A 15,461-nucleotide genomic window follows, 5' to 3' on the forward strand; every position below is an offset into this window, starting at 1 on the left:
CCTCATGCGGGAGGGGCCGCACTATCCCAAGGATGGCGCGGCCGATCCAGTGGCACCGCAGACGCGCGCAGCGGTTCCTGACTCAAGCTGCCACCGGCAGGCGCAGCTCGGTCAGCAGGCCGCCGCCAGAAAAATTGGAGAGGCGGATCTCGCCGCCGGCGCCGCGCGCGATGTTGCGGGCAATGGTCAGGCCGAGGCCGAGGCCACCCGTGGCGCGGTTGCGCGATTCCTCCAGGCGGACGAAGGAGCCGAATACCGTATCCAGCTTTGGCTGCGGAATGCCAGGACCTTCGTCGCGGATCGACAGTGTGATGGTATCGCCGGACCGCCTGACGCCGAGATGCGCCTTCTTGCCGTAGGTGACGGCATTCTGGATCAGGTTGGTGATGCAGCGGCGCAGCGCCACCGGCCGCGCCACGCAGATCAGGCCGCGCGACGGGGTCGTATCGTCTTCGAAAGATGCGTCCTCGAACATGTCGGCAACCGATTCCACCAGCGACCAGAAATCGATCCGTTCGGCCTTTTCCTCGGTGACCTCGAACTTGGCGAAGTCGATGACCGAGCTTGCGATGCTCTCGATGTCGGCGAGGTCGTGGGCAAGCGCCGCGCGCGCCTGCGATTTGCGCAACAATTCGAGGCGCAGCCGCATGCGGGTGAGCGGCGTGCGCAGATCATGCGCGAGCGCCGCCGCCAGATGTTCGCGATCCTCGACATAGTCACGCAGCCGCATCTGCATGGCATTGATCGCCTTTGCCGCGGCGCGGATCTCGCGGCTGCCGGTCTCGGCGATCGGTGGGCTTTTCAGGTCATTGCCGATGCGCGTGACGGCGGTTTCCATCATCCGGTAAGGCGCCGTCAGCCGGCGCAGCGACCAGATCGACATCACCACAACCAGCCCGGCGATCAGCGAATAGAGCGGCAGGCTGTCGAGGCTCAGGATCGGCCCCGGCGGCGTGATCGGCTCGGTGAAATTCAGCCACTGTCCGTCGGCAAAGCGCAGAGATGCCGTCAGCTTGTCGCTCTGGGCGAAATCGGCGGCCAGCACCAACAGGTCGCGCTCGACCTGGCCGACATCCTTGTTCGCGGTCTCGCCTTCGGGGACGTCCGCTTCCTGGGTCGCGGGATCGCGGCGCACGCGTGCATCGGTGATGCCGAATTTCGACAGGCGACCGACCAGGATATCCTCGAGCTCGGCAAGCTGATCGTCGCCGGCGATCGAAGAGGTGACGGCCGGTGTATCCGAAACCGTCAGCGCATAAGTCGAATCGAACAGTCCCGACGCGGTCGCTTTGCGCTCCTCGGGCGTGGCGTCATGCATCAGCTGTACAAGCGAAAAAGCGCGGTCGTTCAGCCGGTAGAGATCGACAATACCGTTGGCGGCGGCACGGTCGCGCGCGACGATATAGAGCGTTGCGACCTGGCTGATCATCAGACCGGCAATGACGATCAGCAGAACCCAGACGGGCAGGGTCTGCGGCAGGAAACGTCTCATTCGGACGTCGTTTCCGGCAGGAACTGATAGCCGCCGCTGCGCACGGTGAGGATCAATTGCGGTGTCTTCGGGTCGTCCTCCATTTTGCGGCGCAGGCGGCTGACCAGGATGTCGATACTGCGGTCGAAGCTGTAGCCGGTGTCGCCGCCGGAGAGCTCGATGAGCTGCTCGCGGGTCAACACGCGCTGCGCGCTCTTGACGAAAGTCTGCAACAGGTTGAACTCGGCCATCGTCAGCTCCACCCGCACGTCGTCGGGCGCCGTCAGGCGGCGGCGGGCGCAGTCCATCGTCCAGCCGGCGAAGCGATAAATCTGCTTGGCAATGGGCCGGCGCGGCTCGGCGGCGCCGTTGCGCCGCAGCACGGCGCGGATACGGGCCAGCAATTCGCGCGGATCGAAGGGCTTTGGCACATAGTCGTCGGCGCCCATTTCGAGGCCGACGACGCGGTCCGTCGTCTCGGTGACCGCGGTCAGCATGATGATCGGCGTCGTGTAATTGGCGCGGATCTCGCGGCAGAGCTCCAGGCCGCTTTTGCCAGGCAGCATGACGTCGAGGATGATCAGGTCGACCGGCGTGCGGCGCAGGATCGTCTCCATCTCGGTGCCGTCGCCGGCCACTGTCGTATGCAGCCCGCGCTTCTGGAAAAACTCCTGCAGCAGGTCGCGTATGCCCTTGTCGTCGTCGACGATCAGTATGTGCGCATCGGATTTCACTCAGAAACCTACCATTCTGTTAGCCGGGCATCCCCCTGGCCGATCACCCACACGATAGAATTCAGGCCACATCTTGGCCAGTGGCCACGATTGCCGCCCCGCCGGAGTCCCCAGAAACAATCCAGAAACAAAATTCTACAGTCGGGAAAAACTGGTGAAAAATTTCAAGGGCATAACCGGTGTCGTGGCGGTCAGGCGATGGCTGCGACGCAAGTTTCCGGAGTAACGGACAAGACCAATGCAGAGGTTCTGGATCAGCGTGATGGGTGCTTTGCTCAGCATGTCGCTCATCACAGCAGCAGCCGGCACCTCGACCCCCGCCAAGGTCGCGACCCCCGCCAAGGCCGCGGTCGCCGCAAAGGTCGCTCCACTTACCCGGACCGAGCGCTGCACCAATCTGAGCCGTCAAGTTGACGAAGCCCTCGAAACCCATGCCGCGGCAACGCAGGTCACCGCGGCGAAAGCACTGCAAAGAAAGGGCAACCGGTTCTGTGCTGCCAAGAAACAGGCGCAGGGTATCCGGATGCTCGCAAACGCTTTGAAGCTGCTTGGAGTGACACCGATCGATCCCGTTCAGTGATGCTCTCACAGACCTGCACAAAAAAGGAAATGAAGCCATGAAGAAGTCCATCCTCTCCGCCACCGGTCTTGCCGTTGCTCTCGCTTTCGCCATGCCGGCTCTCGGCAACGCTGCCACCGCCACGACCACCGCTCCCGCTGCTTCGACCACCACCACGACCGCTCCGGCTGCCGACGCTACCGCCAAGCCGATGAAGAAAGTCGTGAAGAAGGCCAAGAAGCACAAGAAGGCCGCGAAGAAGACCGCGAAGAAGGTCGTCAAGAAGGACGCTCCGAAGACCTGATCTCAGGTTTCGGCAAGTTGATCTTGCAAAGCCGTTCCGGCCGTTTTTCGGCTGGGGCGGCTTATTGGCGGCAGGAGCCGACCCGGCAGCTTCAGCCCGCGCCAATCGTGACGCTTTAACCCGATTGCAATGCCGGTGCGGTAGGACAATCCGCATGAAGAAGCGGTTTTCGTCCCTGATGCGTTTGCTGACTCTCGGCGGCCTGATCGCCACCGCGGCGGCACGCGCGTTGATCATCTTCACGGCCAGCCCTGTGCCGGATCCCGCCAGCGGCCGGACCGAGCCTGAGCTCTTCGCGCCGTTGATCACCTCAAGCTTCGACTACATCACGCCGGCGCAATCCTGGATCCTGATCGTGCTGACCGGCGCGACCGTGATCGGTTTTGTCGGCTGGATATTCTTCGCCTTTGTCGAGCGCGGCTCCGACATGGATGATGGCGCCGGCTCCGGACGCTCCGGCATGCGCCGCACCGCGGACCGACAGGGCCGTTGAACGGCGGACGACGCGCCCCACATAAGGCTTACCGCCCAAGCCAGGCAACCGCCCGCAGGCCATTGGACGCGTGTCCCCTTGCGTGACAAACTGGGCGTCAGCCGAGTTGTCAGCGCAATTTTGACGTGAAAGCCGTATCCGTGGATTTCCGATGCCCGAAACAGTTATCAAACCTCGCACCAAGATACAGCCGAAGACCGAACGGCCGAAGCTCTACAAAGTCATCCTCGTCAATGACGATTTCACGCCGCGTGAATTCGTGGTGACGGTGCTCAAAGGCGAGTTCAAGCTCAGCGAAGACCAGGCGAACCGCGTCATGATCACCGCGCACACCCGCGGTGTCTGCGTGGTCGCGGTCTTCACAAGGGATATTGCCGAGACCAAGGCAACGCGGGCGACCGACGCCGGCAAGGCCAAGGGCTATCCGCTGCTGTTCACGACCGAGCCGGAAGAGTAGGGGCGTTTTTCCTTCTCCCCTTGTGGGAGAAGGTGGATCGGCGCGCAGCGCCGAGACGGATGAGGGGTGTTCCAGCTTGGCGCCAAGTTACCCCTCACCCGGATTGCCAACCGATTTGTGAAGGACAAATCGGGGCAATCCGACCTCTCCCACAAGGGGAGAGGTAAGAAGGCTCACCGCCCCTCGCGGTACCACATCGAACCGATGGCCAAGAGCAGCAGGCCGAGGCCGAGGAAACCACCGAACAAAGGCACACGCGACACGGCCTTCAACGCGCTGTCGTCGGTGGTGCGCAGGCCGATCCAATCGTCGCCCGAGGCAGCGGCTGAAGAGCGCACCGGCACGATCGAGGGCAGCGCCACACCACCGGCGAGGCTGCCGAGCATGGATGATGGCGCCAGCCGGCGCACGCTGCCGCCGGTCGCCTCGGCCGGCGCTTTCAGCTTGTTCTCGGTGGAGACGACGTCGGCGAATTCCGGCGCGTTGATCGGGCCGACATGGGCCAAAGCGGTCAGGTCGCCATTGCCGACCTGGTAGAGGCCGATCTCGCCGACTTGAACGCTGCCGGTGAAAATGCCGGGCTCGGATTTTTGCAACTTTACGGTCACCGCCTTGCCGGACGGCGTGATCACTTGGGCCACGCCCGGATCGTCGCGCATCGTCTGGCGGCGGATCTCCAGCATCATGCCGCGGCCGTCGGCGGTCAGCCGCTCTTCTTCCAGCTCAGGTTCCTTCATCAGCCAATGCGCAATGCGCCGGTAGAGCTGGACATGCGGGCCGCCGCCCTCGAAACCGCGCGCCCACAGCCAGCCCTGGTCGGATAAGAGCATGCCGACGCGGCCTTCGCCCTTGCGGTCGAGCAAAAGCAGCGGCCGGTCATCGGCGCCCTTCATCACCACTTCGCCTTCCGGATTTTTGACGCCGATGGTGCGGAACCACCGGCTCCAATGCGGCGGCTCGCTGGCCGAGCCGTCGAGCCCGCGCGTCACCGGATGGCGTTGGCCTAACTCCGTCAGGCGCGGGTAGTAGGCCTTGTCGACCACTTCGCCCGTCGGCATCGCTGGCAGTGCCGCGTTCAACGGGGTGCGTGCGATCGAATTCTCGCCGGCATATTCGGGGCCGGCGGCAATCAGCAGCGCGCCGCCCTTTTCGACATATTCGGAGATGTAGTCGTAGTAGAGGATCGGCAGCACGTCGCGGTGCTGATAGCGGTCGAAGATGATGAGATCGAAGTCCTTGATCTTCTCGACGAACAGCTCGCGCGTCGGAAAGGCGATCAAGGACAATTCGTTGATCGGCGTGCCGTCCTGTTTTTCCGGTGGGCGCAGGATGGTGAAGTGGACGAGATCGACCGAGGCATCCGACTTCAACAAATTGCGCCAGGTACGCTCGCCGGCATGCGGCTCACCGGAAACCAGCAGCACGCGCAGGTTCTCGCGGATGCCGTCGACCAGCGCGATGGCGCGATTGTTGGCATCGGTCAGCTCGCCCGGCTCGCGGTCGATGCCGAGCTGGACGATGTTGCGGCCGGCATTGGGAATGGTGACCTGCAGCTTCATCGGCTGGCCGACGGTCGCATGCTCGACCGAAACCTGTTCGCCGTTGACCGACACCCTAACGTCGACAGGCGCGCCGTCGCCTTCGGTCGAGATGACACGGTAGGTCATGTCAAGCGGCTTGCCGACAAGACCGAAGCGCGGCGCGTTCTCGAAGCGGATGCGGCGGTCCTTCTCATGCTCGTTGCCAGTGATCAGCGCATGCAAGGGCGCGTTGAACTCGGGCGGACCGGACGGCGTGTCGTGCACCTCGCCGTCGGTGATCATGATCGCGCCACCGATGCGCGAGGGCGGTACGTCGCGGAAGGCGCCTTCCAAGGCGCCGAACAGCCTGGTTTCCGTGCGATCGTCGGCGGCTTCCGATTTGCCGGCTTCGACGACGCGCACGTCGAACTGCTTGAAGCGGGCAAGCCGCTGCTGCATCCCGGCCAGCGCCGCGTCGGTCTGCTTGGCGCGGTCGCCGATATCCTGGCTCTGACTGCGGTCGACGATAAGAGCAACGACACTCTTCAGCGCCTCGCGCTCCTCGGCGAGGAACACAGGATTGAGCAACGCCGCGGCAAGCGCCAGCAGTGCGATCAAACGCAAGGCCGAGCCACGCTGGCGGAACCACAGGCCGGCAAGCGCAAGCAGCAGCAACGGCACGAAGAGCAGGCCGAACAGGGGCCAGGAAACGAGCGGCTCGAAGGAGATCGACCAATTCATGCGCTACTGCCCCAACCGTTCGAGCAGCACCGGCACATGCACCTGGTCGGATTTATAATTGCCGGTCAGCATGTACATCATGATGTTGACGCCGGCGCGCAGCGCATAGACGCGCTGCATCGGGTCCGGCGGGACCGTCGGCAAAAGCGCGTCGCCATTCTCGTCGACGGCCCAGGCGCCGGCGAAATCATTGGCGGTGATCATGATCGGCGACACGCCGTCGCCGACGCGCACCGGGCGGTTCTCGGTGTTGCTGGCGTCGAGCGAAGCCTCGACCCAGAGCGGGCTGCCGTTGAAGCGTCCGGGGAACTCCGGAAGGATGAAGAAGGACTTCGTCAGCACGTGATCCGACGGCACCGGCTCCAGCGGCGGCACGTTGAGGTTGGCCAGGATGTCGCGCAGCCGTTCGGTCGCGGGGCTGGCCGCATCGGCGCCGATGCCGTTGGAGAACTGGTCACGCGTGTCGAACAGGACCGTGCCGCCCTGCTGCATGTAGGCATCGATGCGGGCGATCGCGGCCTGGCTCGGCATCGGCGCAGTTGCGTCGATCGGCCAGTAGATCAGCGGGAAGAAAGACAGCTCGTCCTTGGCGATGTCGACGCCGGCCGGCGGGCCCGGCTCCAGCGCCGTCTTCTCGATCAGGAAACGGGTCAGGCCCTCGAGGCCGGCGCGGCTGATCGAATCATCGCCCGGCACGCCGGTGATCACGTAGGCCATGCGGGTCTTCGAGATGTCCTCGATCGCCTGCGCGTCGCCGGGCTTGGAATCGTCGGCGCGGGCAAGGTCGGCGTGGCCGAACAGCCCGCCCAGCACGATCACGACGGCGGCAGCGGCAGTCGCCGCGGCGGCGCGGCGCGGCCGGCGTGACAAAAGCCCGCCCATCCAGAAGACGGCCAGCGTGTCGAGCACCATCAAGAGCAGCGCCACGGCCACCAGCGGACCTTTGAGGTTTTCCGATTCGTCGAAGGCATAGGGAATGGTTGTCACCGGCAGCGAGATCTGCGGACGGGTGAGTGGCGTGAACGTGCTTGCGGCATTGAGCAGGTTGTGCGCGAAAACGCCGGTCTCCGAGCCATAAAGGCCAGGCGGGTTTTCCAGCGTCACCGGCAGCGGGCCGGCGCCTGGCACCAGTGGGCGCGCGTCGGGCGAGGGCGGCGCCAGCAAGCCGTCGGCGTCGATCATGCGGTAAGGTGCCAGCGACGCTGCCTTGGCTTCGGCGTTGGCGACAGCCGCGCCCTGGTTGCGCGACAGCTGCACGACGCGCCTCAGCATTTCGACGAAGCTGCCGGAAATCGGCAGGCTCGACCAGGTCGCCTCGGGCGTGACATGGAAGAGCACCAGGGTGCCCTTGTCCTTTTTCATGCCGGTGACCAATGGCGTGCCGTCGGCGAGCGTGGCCCAGGTGCGCTCGACGATGTCGGGCGTCGGCTCGGCCAGCACCTGCCGGCTCACTGTCACCTCGGAAGGTGGGGAGAGGTCGGCAAAGGGGCCGTTCTTCGGGAATTCGGTGACGGCCTGCGGTGTCGTCCAGGACAGCGCGCCGCCCAGCGCGCGCTCGCCGCTGCGCAGCCGTACGGGCAGGAGGTCGTCGTCATTGCCAGCGGCGGCAAGGCGCGGCCCGGCAAAGCGCACCAAGGTGCCGCCATTGTTGACCCAGTCGACCAGCCGCGGCCGGACCTGCTCCGGGATGGTGCCGACATCGGCCATGATGATCATGGCCGGCTTCTGGTTGAGAAGCTGCGGAATGGCGTCGGCCAGGTCGGCGCTCGACGGTTCGACGAGATCGGCAAAAGGCTGCAAGGCGCGGCGGATGTAATAGAGCGGCGACAGAAGCGGCTGCGCCTGGTCGGCCTCGGCCTGCGACAGCAACCCGACCCGGCGGCGCTTGGAGCTTTCGTCCAGCACGCGCACGGCGCCGGCCTGGTGTTCGCCGTCGAGCGCGATCGAGGCAAAGTCGTTGCGCAGTTCGAACGGCACCGCCATCGTTCCGGTGGCGGTGGCTTCGCCCGGCGCGAAGGTCAAGGTCGCGTCGGCGATGCGCCGGCCCTTGTCGTCGAAGGCGCCCGCGGTGACCTGCGCCGGTGCCGGATCACCCGGCGCGCGGATGGCGGTCAGCGCGAAGCCGTCGACCTGGTTGTCGGCGCCGGTCAGGCCGGTCACCGCAAGCCGGTCGGAAGCGACCCAGACCAGCCGCGAGGCGTTCTTCTCCAGCAGCGTCTTGAAAGCCGCGTCATCGCCATTGGCTGCCAGTCCATCGGCCAGCACGGCAACGCTGGCGCCGGACAGGCGCTCCAACGTGGCCGCGACGCGGGCATAGACGGCAGGCCGGTCGGTCGGGATCGGGCGCGGCTTGGCGGCGCGCAGCCGGTCGAGCGCCGCCGCCGCATCGAACGGGCCGATCTCGGCATTGGATTTTTCGGCGGTGAAGGCAATGACGACCGGCACGCCGTTCGAACCGGCATCGGCGATCAGCCGCTCGGCGGTGGCGACACGCTTGCCCCAGTCGGCGGCACTTGCCCAGCTGTTGTCGATGACCAGCGCCAGAGCCGAGCCTTCCGCCGGCAGTTTTTCGCGCGGATTGAAGACCGGCTCGGCCAGCGCGATGATGACGAGCGCCGCCATCAGCAGCCGAAGCAGCGTCAGCCACCAGGGGCTTTGTTGCGGCGTTTCCTCGCGCCGCAGCACCCGGGCAAGGATTTTCAGCGGCGGAAAGACTTCCGCCTGCGGCTTCGGCGGCGTCAGCCTGAGCAGCCACCAGATCACCGGCAGGGCCAGGAGACCCCACAGGATCATGGGGGCGCCGAAGGAAAGCGGCAGCCAGCTCATGCGACCGCCTTTCCGGCGGTCAGCTCGGTATGACCACTGGTCAACCCGGTGTGACCACTAGTGGTCAACCCCGTATAACCACTAGTGGTCAACCCCGCATTGGCGCCATCAGCCGTCATCGCCAGGTGCACGCGCACCAGCGCTTCGGAAGCGAGGCGGTCGGTGTGGTTGACGGTGAAACTCCAGCCGAGGCGCTTGCACCAGGCAGCCAGTTCCTCGCGGCGAGCCCGGTAGAGCAGGCGGTAGTCCTCGGCCAGCATCTCGGCGCGGCCGGCTGTCAGTTTCTCGCCCGTCTCCGGATCGGTGAACTCTGTGCGGCCGGCGTAAGGGAACGTCTCCTCAGCCGGGTCGGCAACCTCGATCAGATGCGCGCGCACGCCATGGCGCGCCAGCACGTCGAGCCAGGCCATGGTCTCCTCGACCGGATCGAGGAAATCGCTGACAAGCACGATGTCGCAGAAGCGGCGGACGGCCGACAGGTCGGGCTTGGCCGGCAGGGCGGCTGCATGGCTGAGCTGCGCGGCTATGCGCTCGGCGCCATTGCGGGCAGTGAACGGGTCGGTCAGGCCGGGCCAGGCGATGCGCTCGCCGCTGCGCGACAGAAGCTCGGCCATGGCAAGGGTCAGGACCAGCGCGCGCGATTCCTTGGAAACGCCGGCGCCGGCGGATTTGTAGAGCATGGAAGGCGAGGGATCGGCCCAGAGCCAGACGGTGTGGGCTGCCTCCCACTCGCGGTCGCGCACATAGGTGTGGTCGTCGCGGGCCGAACGGCGCCAGTCGATGCGCGAGGAATCGCCTTCGACATAGGGCCGGAACTGCCAGAAATTCTCGCCGATGCCGCGCTTGCGGCGGCCATGCCAGCCAGCGATCACCGTGTTGACGATGCGGCGTGCCTCGACCAGCAGGTCCGGCACCAAGGAGGCCCGCAACCGGCCACGGGCGAGCGCGTCGCGCGTCGCAACCGGTGCCTGGACCTCGCCAATTCGACCCATCAGATGCCTTTTGCCAGTTTCGCCACCACGTCGCGCACCGAAGTGCCCTCGGCGCGGGCGGCGAACGTCAGCGCCATGCGATGCTGCAGCACCGGCTCGGCCAATGCACGGATGTCGTCGACCGAAGGCGCCAACCTTCCATCATATAGGGCGCGTGCGCGGGCGCACAGGGTCAGCGCCTGGCTGGCGCGTGGGCCCGGGCCCCAGGCGACATGCCTGTCGGTCTCGGCATTGCCCTGGCCGGGACGCGCCGAGCGCACCAGCTTGAGGATCGCCTCGACGACGCTTTCCGGCACCGGCATGCGGCGGATCAGCGTCTGGATCTCCCGCAGCCTTGCCGGCTGCAGCACATTGTCGGCCTTGGCCTCGTCGACACCGGTGGTTTCGAGCAGGATGCGGCGCTCGGCCTCGATCTCGGGATAGAGGATGTCGACCTGCATCAGGAAGCGGTCGAGCTGCGCTTCGGGCAGCGGATAGGTGCCTTCCTGTTCCAGCGGGTTCTGCGTCGCCAGCACATGGAAGGGCGAGGGCAGGTCGTGGCGGACCCCGGCGATGGTGACGTGATACTCCTGCATCGCCTGCAGCAGCGCCGACTGCGTGCGCGGCGAGGCGCGGTTGATCTCGTCGGCCATCAGCAATTGCGTGAAGATCGGCCCGGAAATGAAACGGAAGGAGCGTTTGCCGAATTCGTCCTGCTCCATTACTTCGGAGCCCAGAATGTCCGACGGCATCAGATCGGGCGTGAACTGGACACGGCGCGAATCGAGGCCGAGCACGATGCCAAGCGTTTCGACCAGCTTGGTCTTGGCGAGGCCGGGCACGCCGACCAGCAGCGCGTGGCCGCCAGCCAGCAGCGCGACCAGCGTGCGCTCGACCACGGCTTCCTGGCCGAAGATCACCCGGCCGACCGCGTCGCGGATCCTGGAGATGTCGGCCAGCGCCTTCTCGGCCTCGTCGATCATCGCCTTTTCGCTGATCGGGCTCTCCTTGATCATCACGCTCATGCCGCTCGATCCTTGTGGTTGGAAATATCGGCCTGCATTCTCACTATCGCAGAATGCCGCGATTCGGCCTCACCTGGCGCCTCTAATCGAACTTAAATCACAGACTTAGGCGGACAAGGCTGACAATCGGGACAACAGTGACTATTTCGTGACCATGGCCGAACGCAGCGAACATCGTGAACAAAGCCTGACCAGCGCCACGGAAGCCCGGGGGCTGGAGGCGCTGATTTCGCGCGGCGCACGCGCCGGCAAGGGGCCGGCTCCGGTCGAGCGCTGGAATCCGGACTTCTGCGGCGATCTCGACATGGAGATCAAGGCCGACGGCACCTGGTTCTATCTAGGAACGCCGATCGGCCGCATGCCGCTGGTGCAGCTTTTTTCGAGCGTCCTGCGCAAGGATGCGGACGGTAAGACTTATCTGGTGACGCCTGTCGAGCGGGTCGGCATCCGTGTTGCCGACGCGCCGTTCATCGCGGTCGAGATGAATGTTTCAGGAATTGGCGACGAGCAGGTCATCACCTTCCGCAGCAATGTCGGCGACGTGGTCACGGCCGGCCCCGGCCATCCGTTGCGCTTCGTCGATGAGGAGGAAACCGGCGGGCTGAAGCCCTATGTGCTGGTGCGCGGACGGCTGGAGGCGCTGGTGGCGCGGCCGGTGATGCATGAGCTCGTCGAATATGGCGAAGAGATCGACGTCGACGGCAAGGCGATGTTTGCCGTGCGTTCCGGCGGCGAGGTCTATCCGATCATGCCGGCCGAGAAGCTCAAGCGGCTGAGCGCGTGATGGACCAGGTGACGCCGGCGCCGTTCTCTGTTGCCGAATTTCGCGCCCGCGTCGCGGCGCAACCTGAAATCGTCCCGGACGACGATTTCGGCGACCATCGTTTCAATCCTGGACATCCGAGGCTCAAACACATCAAGCCGCTGCGCGACGCCGCGGTGCTGATCCCCGTGGTCGACCGTGCCGAAGGCGCGACGGTGCTGCTCACCAAGCGCGCCGAGAAGCTGCGCAGCCATTCCGGGCAGGTGGCTTTCCCGGGCGGAACGATCGACCCGACCGATCCCGGCCCGGAAGCCACGGCTTTGCGCGAGACGTTCGAGGAGATCGGGCTCACGCGCGATTTCATCGAGATTATCGGCCGCATGCCGGATTATGTCTCCGGCAGCGGCTACCGCATCGTGCCGGTGCTTTCGGTGGTGCGTCCGGGTTTTTCGCTGACGCTCAATGCCGATGAGGTCGACGCCGCCTTCGAGGCGCCGCTCGGTTTCCTGATGGATCCGGCCAATCATAAGCGTGATAGCCGCATGTGGAACGATCTCGAATGGGTCTTCTACGATATGCCCTATGGCGATCAACGCATCTGGGGCGTCACCGCCGGCATTGTGCGCACCCTTTATGAGAGACTCTACGCTTGAGCGCCGACATCACTTTATCGGGGAAGGCCGACTGGCTGGACGACAAGCACCTGCAGCGGCTTCTGGCGGCGCTGAGGAAGGGCGGCGAAGAGGCTCGTGTGGCCGGCGGCGCGGTCCGCAACGCGCTGCTCGGTCAGCCGGTGGCGGACATCGATATCGCCGCGACGACCGTGCCGGAGGAAACTGTCCGCCGTGCCGAGGCGGCCGGCTTCAAGACGGTGCCAACCGGTATCGAGCATGGCACCATTACCGTTGTCGCCGGCGGCAAACCCTATGAAGTCACGACACTGCGGGCCGATATCGAGACCGACGGCCGACGGGCCAAGGTGATCTTCGGGCGCGACTGGAAGCTCGATGCCGAGCGCCGCGACTTCACCATCAATGCGCTTTATGCGGAAGCGGATGGCACGGTTGTCGACCTCGTCGGCGGCGTCGCCGATATTGAAGCGCGCAGGCTGCGCTTCATCGGCGATGCCGAAGCGCGTATCCGCGAGGATTATCTGCGCATCCTGCGCTTTTTCCGCTTCTTTGCCTGGTATGGCGAGGGCCGGCCCGATGCTGAAGGCCTGAAGGCCTGCGCCAGGCTGAAGGATGGACTTGCCCAGCTTTCGGCCGAACGCGTCTGGTCCGAACTGAAGAAGCTGCTCTCGGCGTCGGATCCTTCGCGCGCCCTTCTGTGGATGCGCCAGGCCGGTGTGCTGACGGCCGTCCTGCCGGAGAGCGAGAAATGGGGCATCGACGCCATTCACGGGCTGGTCAGGACGGAGAAGGACCTTGGCTGGGTCGTCGATCCGATGCTCAGGCTGGAAGCGGTCGTGCCGCCGGATGCCGTGCGCATGAAGGCGCTTGCCGAGCGGTTGAGGTCTTCCAACGAAGAGGCGGATCGCCTGCGAAACTGGGCGCTGACCGTTCAGCCGGAATCGAAGTCAACCGAGACTGAGCTCGCGAAAAAACTCTACTTCGGCGACCGGAACGGGTTCCTCGATCGGCTGCGGCTCGCTCTTGCTGCCGCGCGGGCGCGCGCGGTTGAAGACAATGACGCGATGATCCAGGCCGGCGGCTTCTCACGCCTGCTCAATTTTACGCTAAAATGGGAAAAGCCCGCCTTTCCGATCAAGGGCGCCGACTTGACCGAACTCGGCGCGTCGCCGGGGCCGAAGCTTGGCGCCACGTTGAAGAACCTTGAAAAGGAATGGGTCGAGTCAGGCTTCACGCTGAAGCGCGGCGCGCTGATGGAACGCGCCGCGCAAGCCCTGAAGGTTTAGTCGGGTCAGATCGCCACCTGTCAATGTATCGCCACGGGAGCCAGGGCGCGCGAAAGACTTGCTTCGCCCTTGCCGTAGGTGGACGGGTTGTAGTTGGCCAGCGTGTCGGTGCGGGCGGTGTTGAGCAGATCGTTGGTGATCTGGACCGGCGTCGCCGACGTGAACTTGCTGCCGATGATCGCGGCGTAGCCCGAGATGATCGGCGCGGCGAACGAGGTCCCGTAAAGACCGGTCTTGTCACCGTCGACGCCGACCACGAGGAAGTGGCTCTGCACCTGCGTATTGGAACCGGCGTAGTCGGAATACCAGGCAAGCTGCGCCTTGTTGGTGGTGGTGCCGTTCGTCGACAGCGCGCCGACGAAGATCGCCGTCGACTTGCCGATCAGGGCTAGGTCGAGATAGTCCTGCTGGCCGCTTGTGACACCGCCAACGGCGATCGCATCGTTGCCGGCGGCCTTCGAGACCACGGCCGACCCTCTGGTCGCATAGGAAATGATCGATGCCTCTTCTGGGGCCCAGCCGATCTGGTTCACGCTGTAGCCCGCATTTGCGTACATGCCGTAACTAAGGTTAAGCACGTTGCGGCCGCTGGCCAGCGGGACAGCCGAACCGGTCGAGAAATCCTTGGAGCGGATGGTCGCGGCGGGAGCGATCATGCTTGCCTCCTCGCGCGTCCATTCGCCGTGTCGCTGCGTCTGCACGCCGATGCCGAAATTACCGGAGAAACGCGACGTACTGCTGAAGTCGTCCACCATGGTGATGGTGACGCCCTTGCCCTTGTATCCGGCCGTCCATGCGGCGCCGACATCGGGGCTCATCCAGCTTTGCAGTCCCTGCACCGCTTGCGTCGTGACGGTCGGCATCGTTGCGCTCACGCAGATGGATGCGTCGCCGCCATGGCAGAGCGCGGCCGTCTCGTCCGGGCTCAGCGCCTCCTGCGCCGATGCAATCGGCGCCGAAAGGATGGTCAAGGCAGCAGCAAGGCCGAACTTCAAGGAATTGACCGACATTTTAATTCTCCAATCAAGCAGGAACCAAGACGGACGATCGTGAGTTTCGGGACGAGATGATTTTCATTTCGTGGGCCTCCGATCAGAAAGTGAGACGGTAATTCAGCCAGAGATGCATGGTCTCCGGCTTGGCGCTAACCAGATATTTCAACGTTTCCTCAGGCGCCGTCTCGCCCGCCGCGAGCCGGCAGTTGACGCTGTAGGTACCCAGATCGCCATAGTCGGCCTCGCAGGGTTTTTCCGTGAGATTGCCGCCGATGACGGAGGTGACCGAAAGAGACAGGGTGCTGTTCGGATTCGGATGGATCTGAGTGAGAAAACCAAGCTTTAGGCTGGGCTCGATACGGTATTTCTCGGCTTGCTCCCCGGTGCCAAATCCCCAGAGAATGCCGGTATCGGGCGTGATCTGGGTGAGAAGATCGACATGCATGTCGACCCAGCTCGCATGGTACCATTGACTGAAAGATACCCAGCTTCCGCTCTGCAACTCATAACCGCCGTTGCCGAGGCTCCTTGCGCGGTCGCTGAGCGGAGAGCCCTGATGGATGTCAACGAGGGAAGTGGCCCATTCCTGGGCGGTTGCCGTGGACGCGCAGAGGAGCGCGCACAACAGGAGTGCCGCCGCGCAGAGACCGCCTCGGATGTCGACTCGCTCGCGCATGCGCGAAG

General features: G+C 64.8%; 15 protein-coding genes. 7 read left to right on the forward strand and 8 right to left on the reverse strand.

Going from position 1 to position 15,461, the window contains the following annotated elements; all coding sequences use genetic code 11:
- Positions 1-82: 82 nt before the first annotated feature.
- Both ACVDG8_RS28070 and ACVDG8_RS28075 read right to left on the reverse strand, forming a co-directional pair.
- Positions 83-1,492: an ATP-binding protein gene (locus ACVDG8_RS28070; protein WP_447251345.1), complete on the reverse strand. Its 1,410-nt coding sequence runs from the start codon at positions 1,490-1,492 to the stop codon at positions 83-85.
- The gene (locus ACVDG8_RS28075) at positions 1,489-2,205 is read right to left on the reverse strand and encodes a response regulator (RefSeq protein ID WP_447251346.1); all 717 of its coding nucleotides are present in this window, start codon (positions 2,203-2,205) and stop codon (positions 1,489-1,491) included. Before ACVDG8_RS28075 ends, ACVDG8_RS28070 begins: the two co-directional genes overlap by 4 nt.
- A gap of 238 nt (positions 2,206-2,443) precedes the next feature.
- Here ACVDG8_RS28075 and ACVDG8_RS28080 point away from each other — a divergent pair, with 238 nt between their 5' ends.
- From ACVDG8_RS28080 to clpS, 4 genes are all read left to right on the forward strand, one after another.
- Positions 2,444-2,785, forward strand: coding sequence for a hypothetical protein (locus ACVDG8_RS28080; protein WP_447251347.1), 342 nt, complete (start codon positions 2,444-2,446; stop codon positions 2,783-2,785).
- Positions 2,786-2,822: 37 nt separating this feature from the next.
- Entirely contained in the window at positions 2,823-3,068 is a 246-nt protein-coding gene (locus tag ACVDG8_RS28085) for a hypothetical protein (RefSeq protein ID WP_447251348.1), read from the forward strand.
- A gap of 154 nt (positions 3,069-3,222) precedes the next feature.
- Positions 3,223-3,561: a hypothetical protein gene (locus ACVDG8_RS28090; RefSeq protein WP_447251349.1), complete on the forward strand. Its 339-nt coding sequence runs from the start codon at positions 3,223-3,225 to the stop codon at positions 3,559-3,561.
- A gap of 151 nt (positions 3,562-3,712) precedes the next feature.
- The gene (gene clpS, locus ACVDG8_RS28095) at positions 3,713-4,018 is read left to right on the forward strand and encodes an ATP-dependent Clp protease adapter ClpS (RefSeq protein WP_447251350.1); all 306 of its coding nucleotides are present in this window, start codon (positions 3,713-3,715) and stop codon (positions 4,016-4,018) included.
- Positions 4,019-4,191: 173 nt separating this feature from the next.
- Here the strand turns inward: clpS and ACVDG8_RS28100 are convergent, their stop codons facing one another.
- Genes ACVDG8_RS28100 through ACVDG8_RS28115 form a run of 4 tightly spaced genes read right to left on the reverse strand, consistent with a single transcriptional unit; the run spans position 4,192 to position 11,101 of the window.
- On the reverse strand, positions 4,192-6,279 hold the full coding sequence (locus ACVDG8_RS28100; protein ID WP_447251351.1) for a hypothetical protein: 2,088 nt from the start codon (positions 6,277-6,279) through the stop codon (positions 4,192-4,194).
- Between the two features lie 3 nt (positions 6,280-6,282).
- Complete coding sequence (locus tag ACVDG8_RS28105; RefSeq protein ID WP_447251352.1) at positions 6,283-9,105, reverse strand: DUF4159 domain-containing protein; 2,823 nt, start codon at positions 9,103-9,105, stop codon at positions 6,283-6,285.
- Positions 9,102-10,097, reverse strand: a complete 996-nt coding sequence (locus ACVDG8_RS28110; protein ID WP_447251353.1) for a DUF58 domain-containing protein — start codon at positions 10,095-10,097, stop codon at positions 9,102-9,104. Before ACVDG8_RS28110 ends, ACVDG8_RS28105 begins: the two co-directional genes overlap by 4 nt.
- A complete protein-coding gene (locus ACVDG8_RS28115; protein ID WP_447251354.1) occupies positions 10,097-11,101 on the reverse strand; it encodes an AAA family ATPase in 1,005 nt (334 codons plus the stop codon). The genes ACVDG8_RS28110 and ACVDG8_RS28115 overlap by 1 nt, the downstream gene beginning before the upstream one ends.
- A 154-nt stretch (positions 11,102-11,255) precedes the next feature.
- On the opposite strand from ACVDG8_RS28115, the gene ACVDG8_RS28120 reads away from it, so the two are divergent.
- The 3 genes from ACVDG8_RS28120 to ACVDG8_RS28130 are packed head-to-tail and all read left to right on the forward strand — an operon-like array spanning position 11,256 to position 13,782.
- A complete protein-coding gene (locus ACVDG8_RS28120; protein ID WP_447257117.1) occupies positions 11,256-11,885 on the forward strand; it encodes a DUF1285 domain-containing protein in 630 nt (209 codons plus the stop codon).
- Positions 11,885-12,517, forward strand: a complete 633-nt coding sequence (locus ACVDG8_RS28125; RefSeq protein ID WP_447251355.1) for a CoA pyrophosphatase — start codon at positions 11,885-11,887, stop codon at positions 12,515-12,517. Before ACVDG8_RS28120 ends, ACVDG8_RS28125 begins: the two co-directional genes overlap by 1 nt.
- Positions 12,514-13,782 (forward strand): CCA tRNA nucleotidyltransferase, encoded by a 1,269-nt coding sequence (locus ACVDG8_RS28130; protein ID WP_447251356.1) that lies wholly within the window; start codon positions 12,514-12,516, stop codon positions 13,780-13,782. Before ACVDG8_RS28125 ends, ACVDG8_RS28130 begins: the two co-directional genes overlap by 4 nt.
- 20 nt (positions 13,783-13,802) lie before the next feature.
- Here ACVDG8_RS28130 and ACVDG8_RS28135 read toward each other — a convergent pair whose 3' ends face one another.
- Positions 13,803-14,792, reverse strand: coding sequence for a S8 family serine peptidase (locus ACVDG8_RS28135; RefSeq protein ID WP_447251357.1), 990 nt, complete (start codon positions 14,790-14,792; stop codon positions 13,803-13,805).
- Positions 14,793-14,874: 82 nt separating this feature from the next.
- Complete coding sequence (locus ACVDG8_RS28140) at positions 14,875-15,453, reverse strand: hypothetical protein (RefSeq protein WP_447251358.1); 579 nt, start codon at positions 15,451-15,453, stop codon at positions 14,875-14,877.
- Positions 15,454-15,461: the final 8 nt, after the last annotated feature.

This window comes from Mesorhizobium sp. ORM8.1 (genome assembly GCF_053005525.2).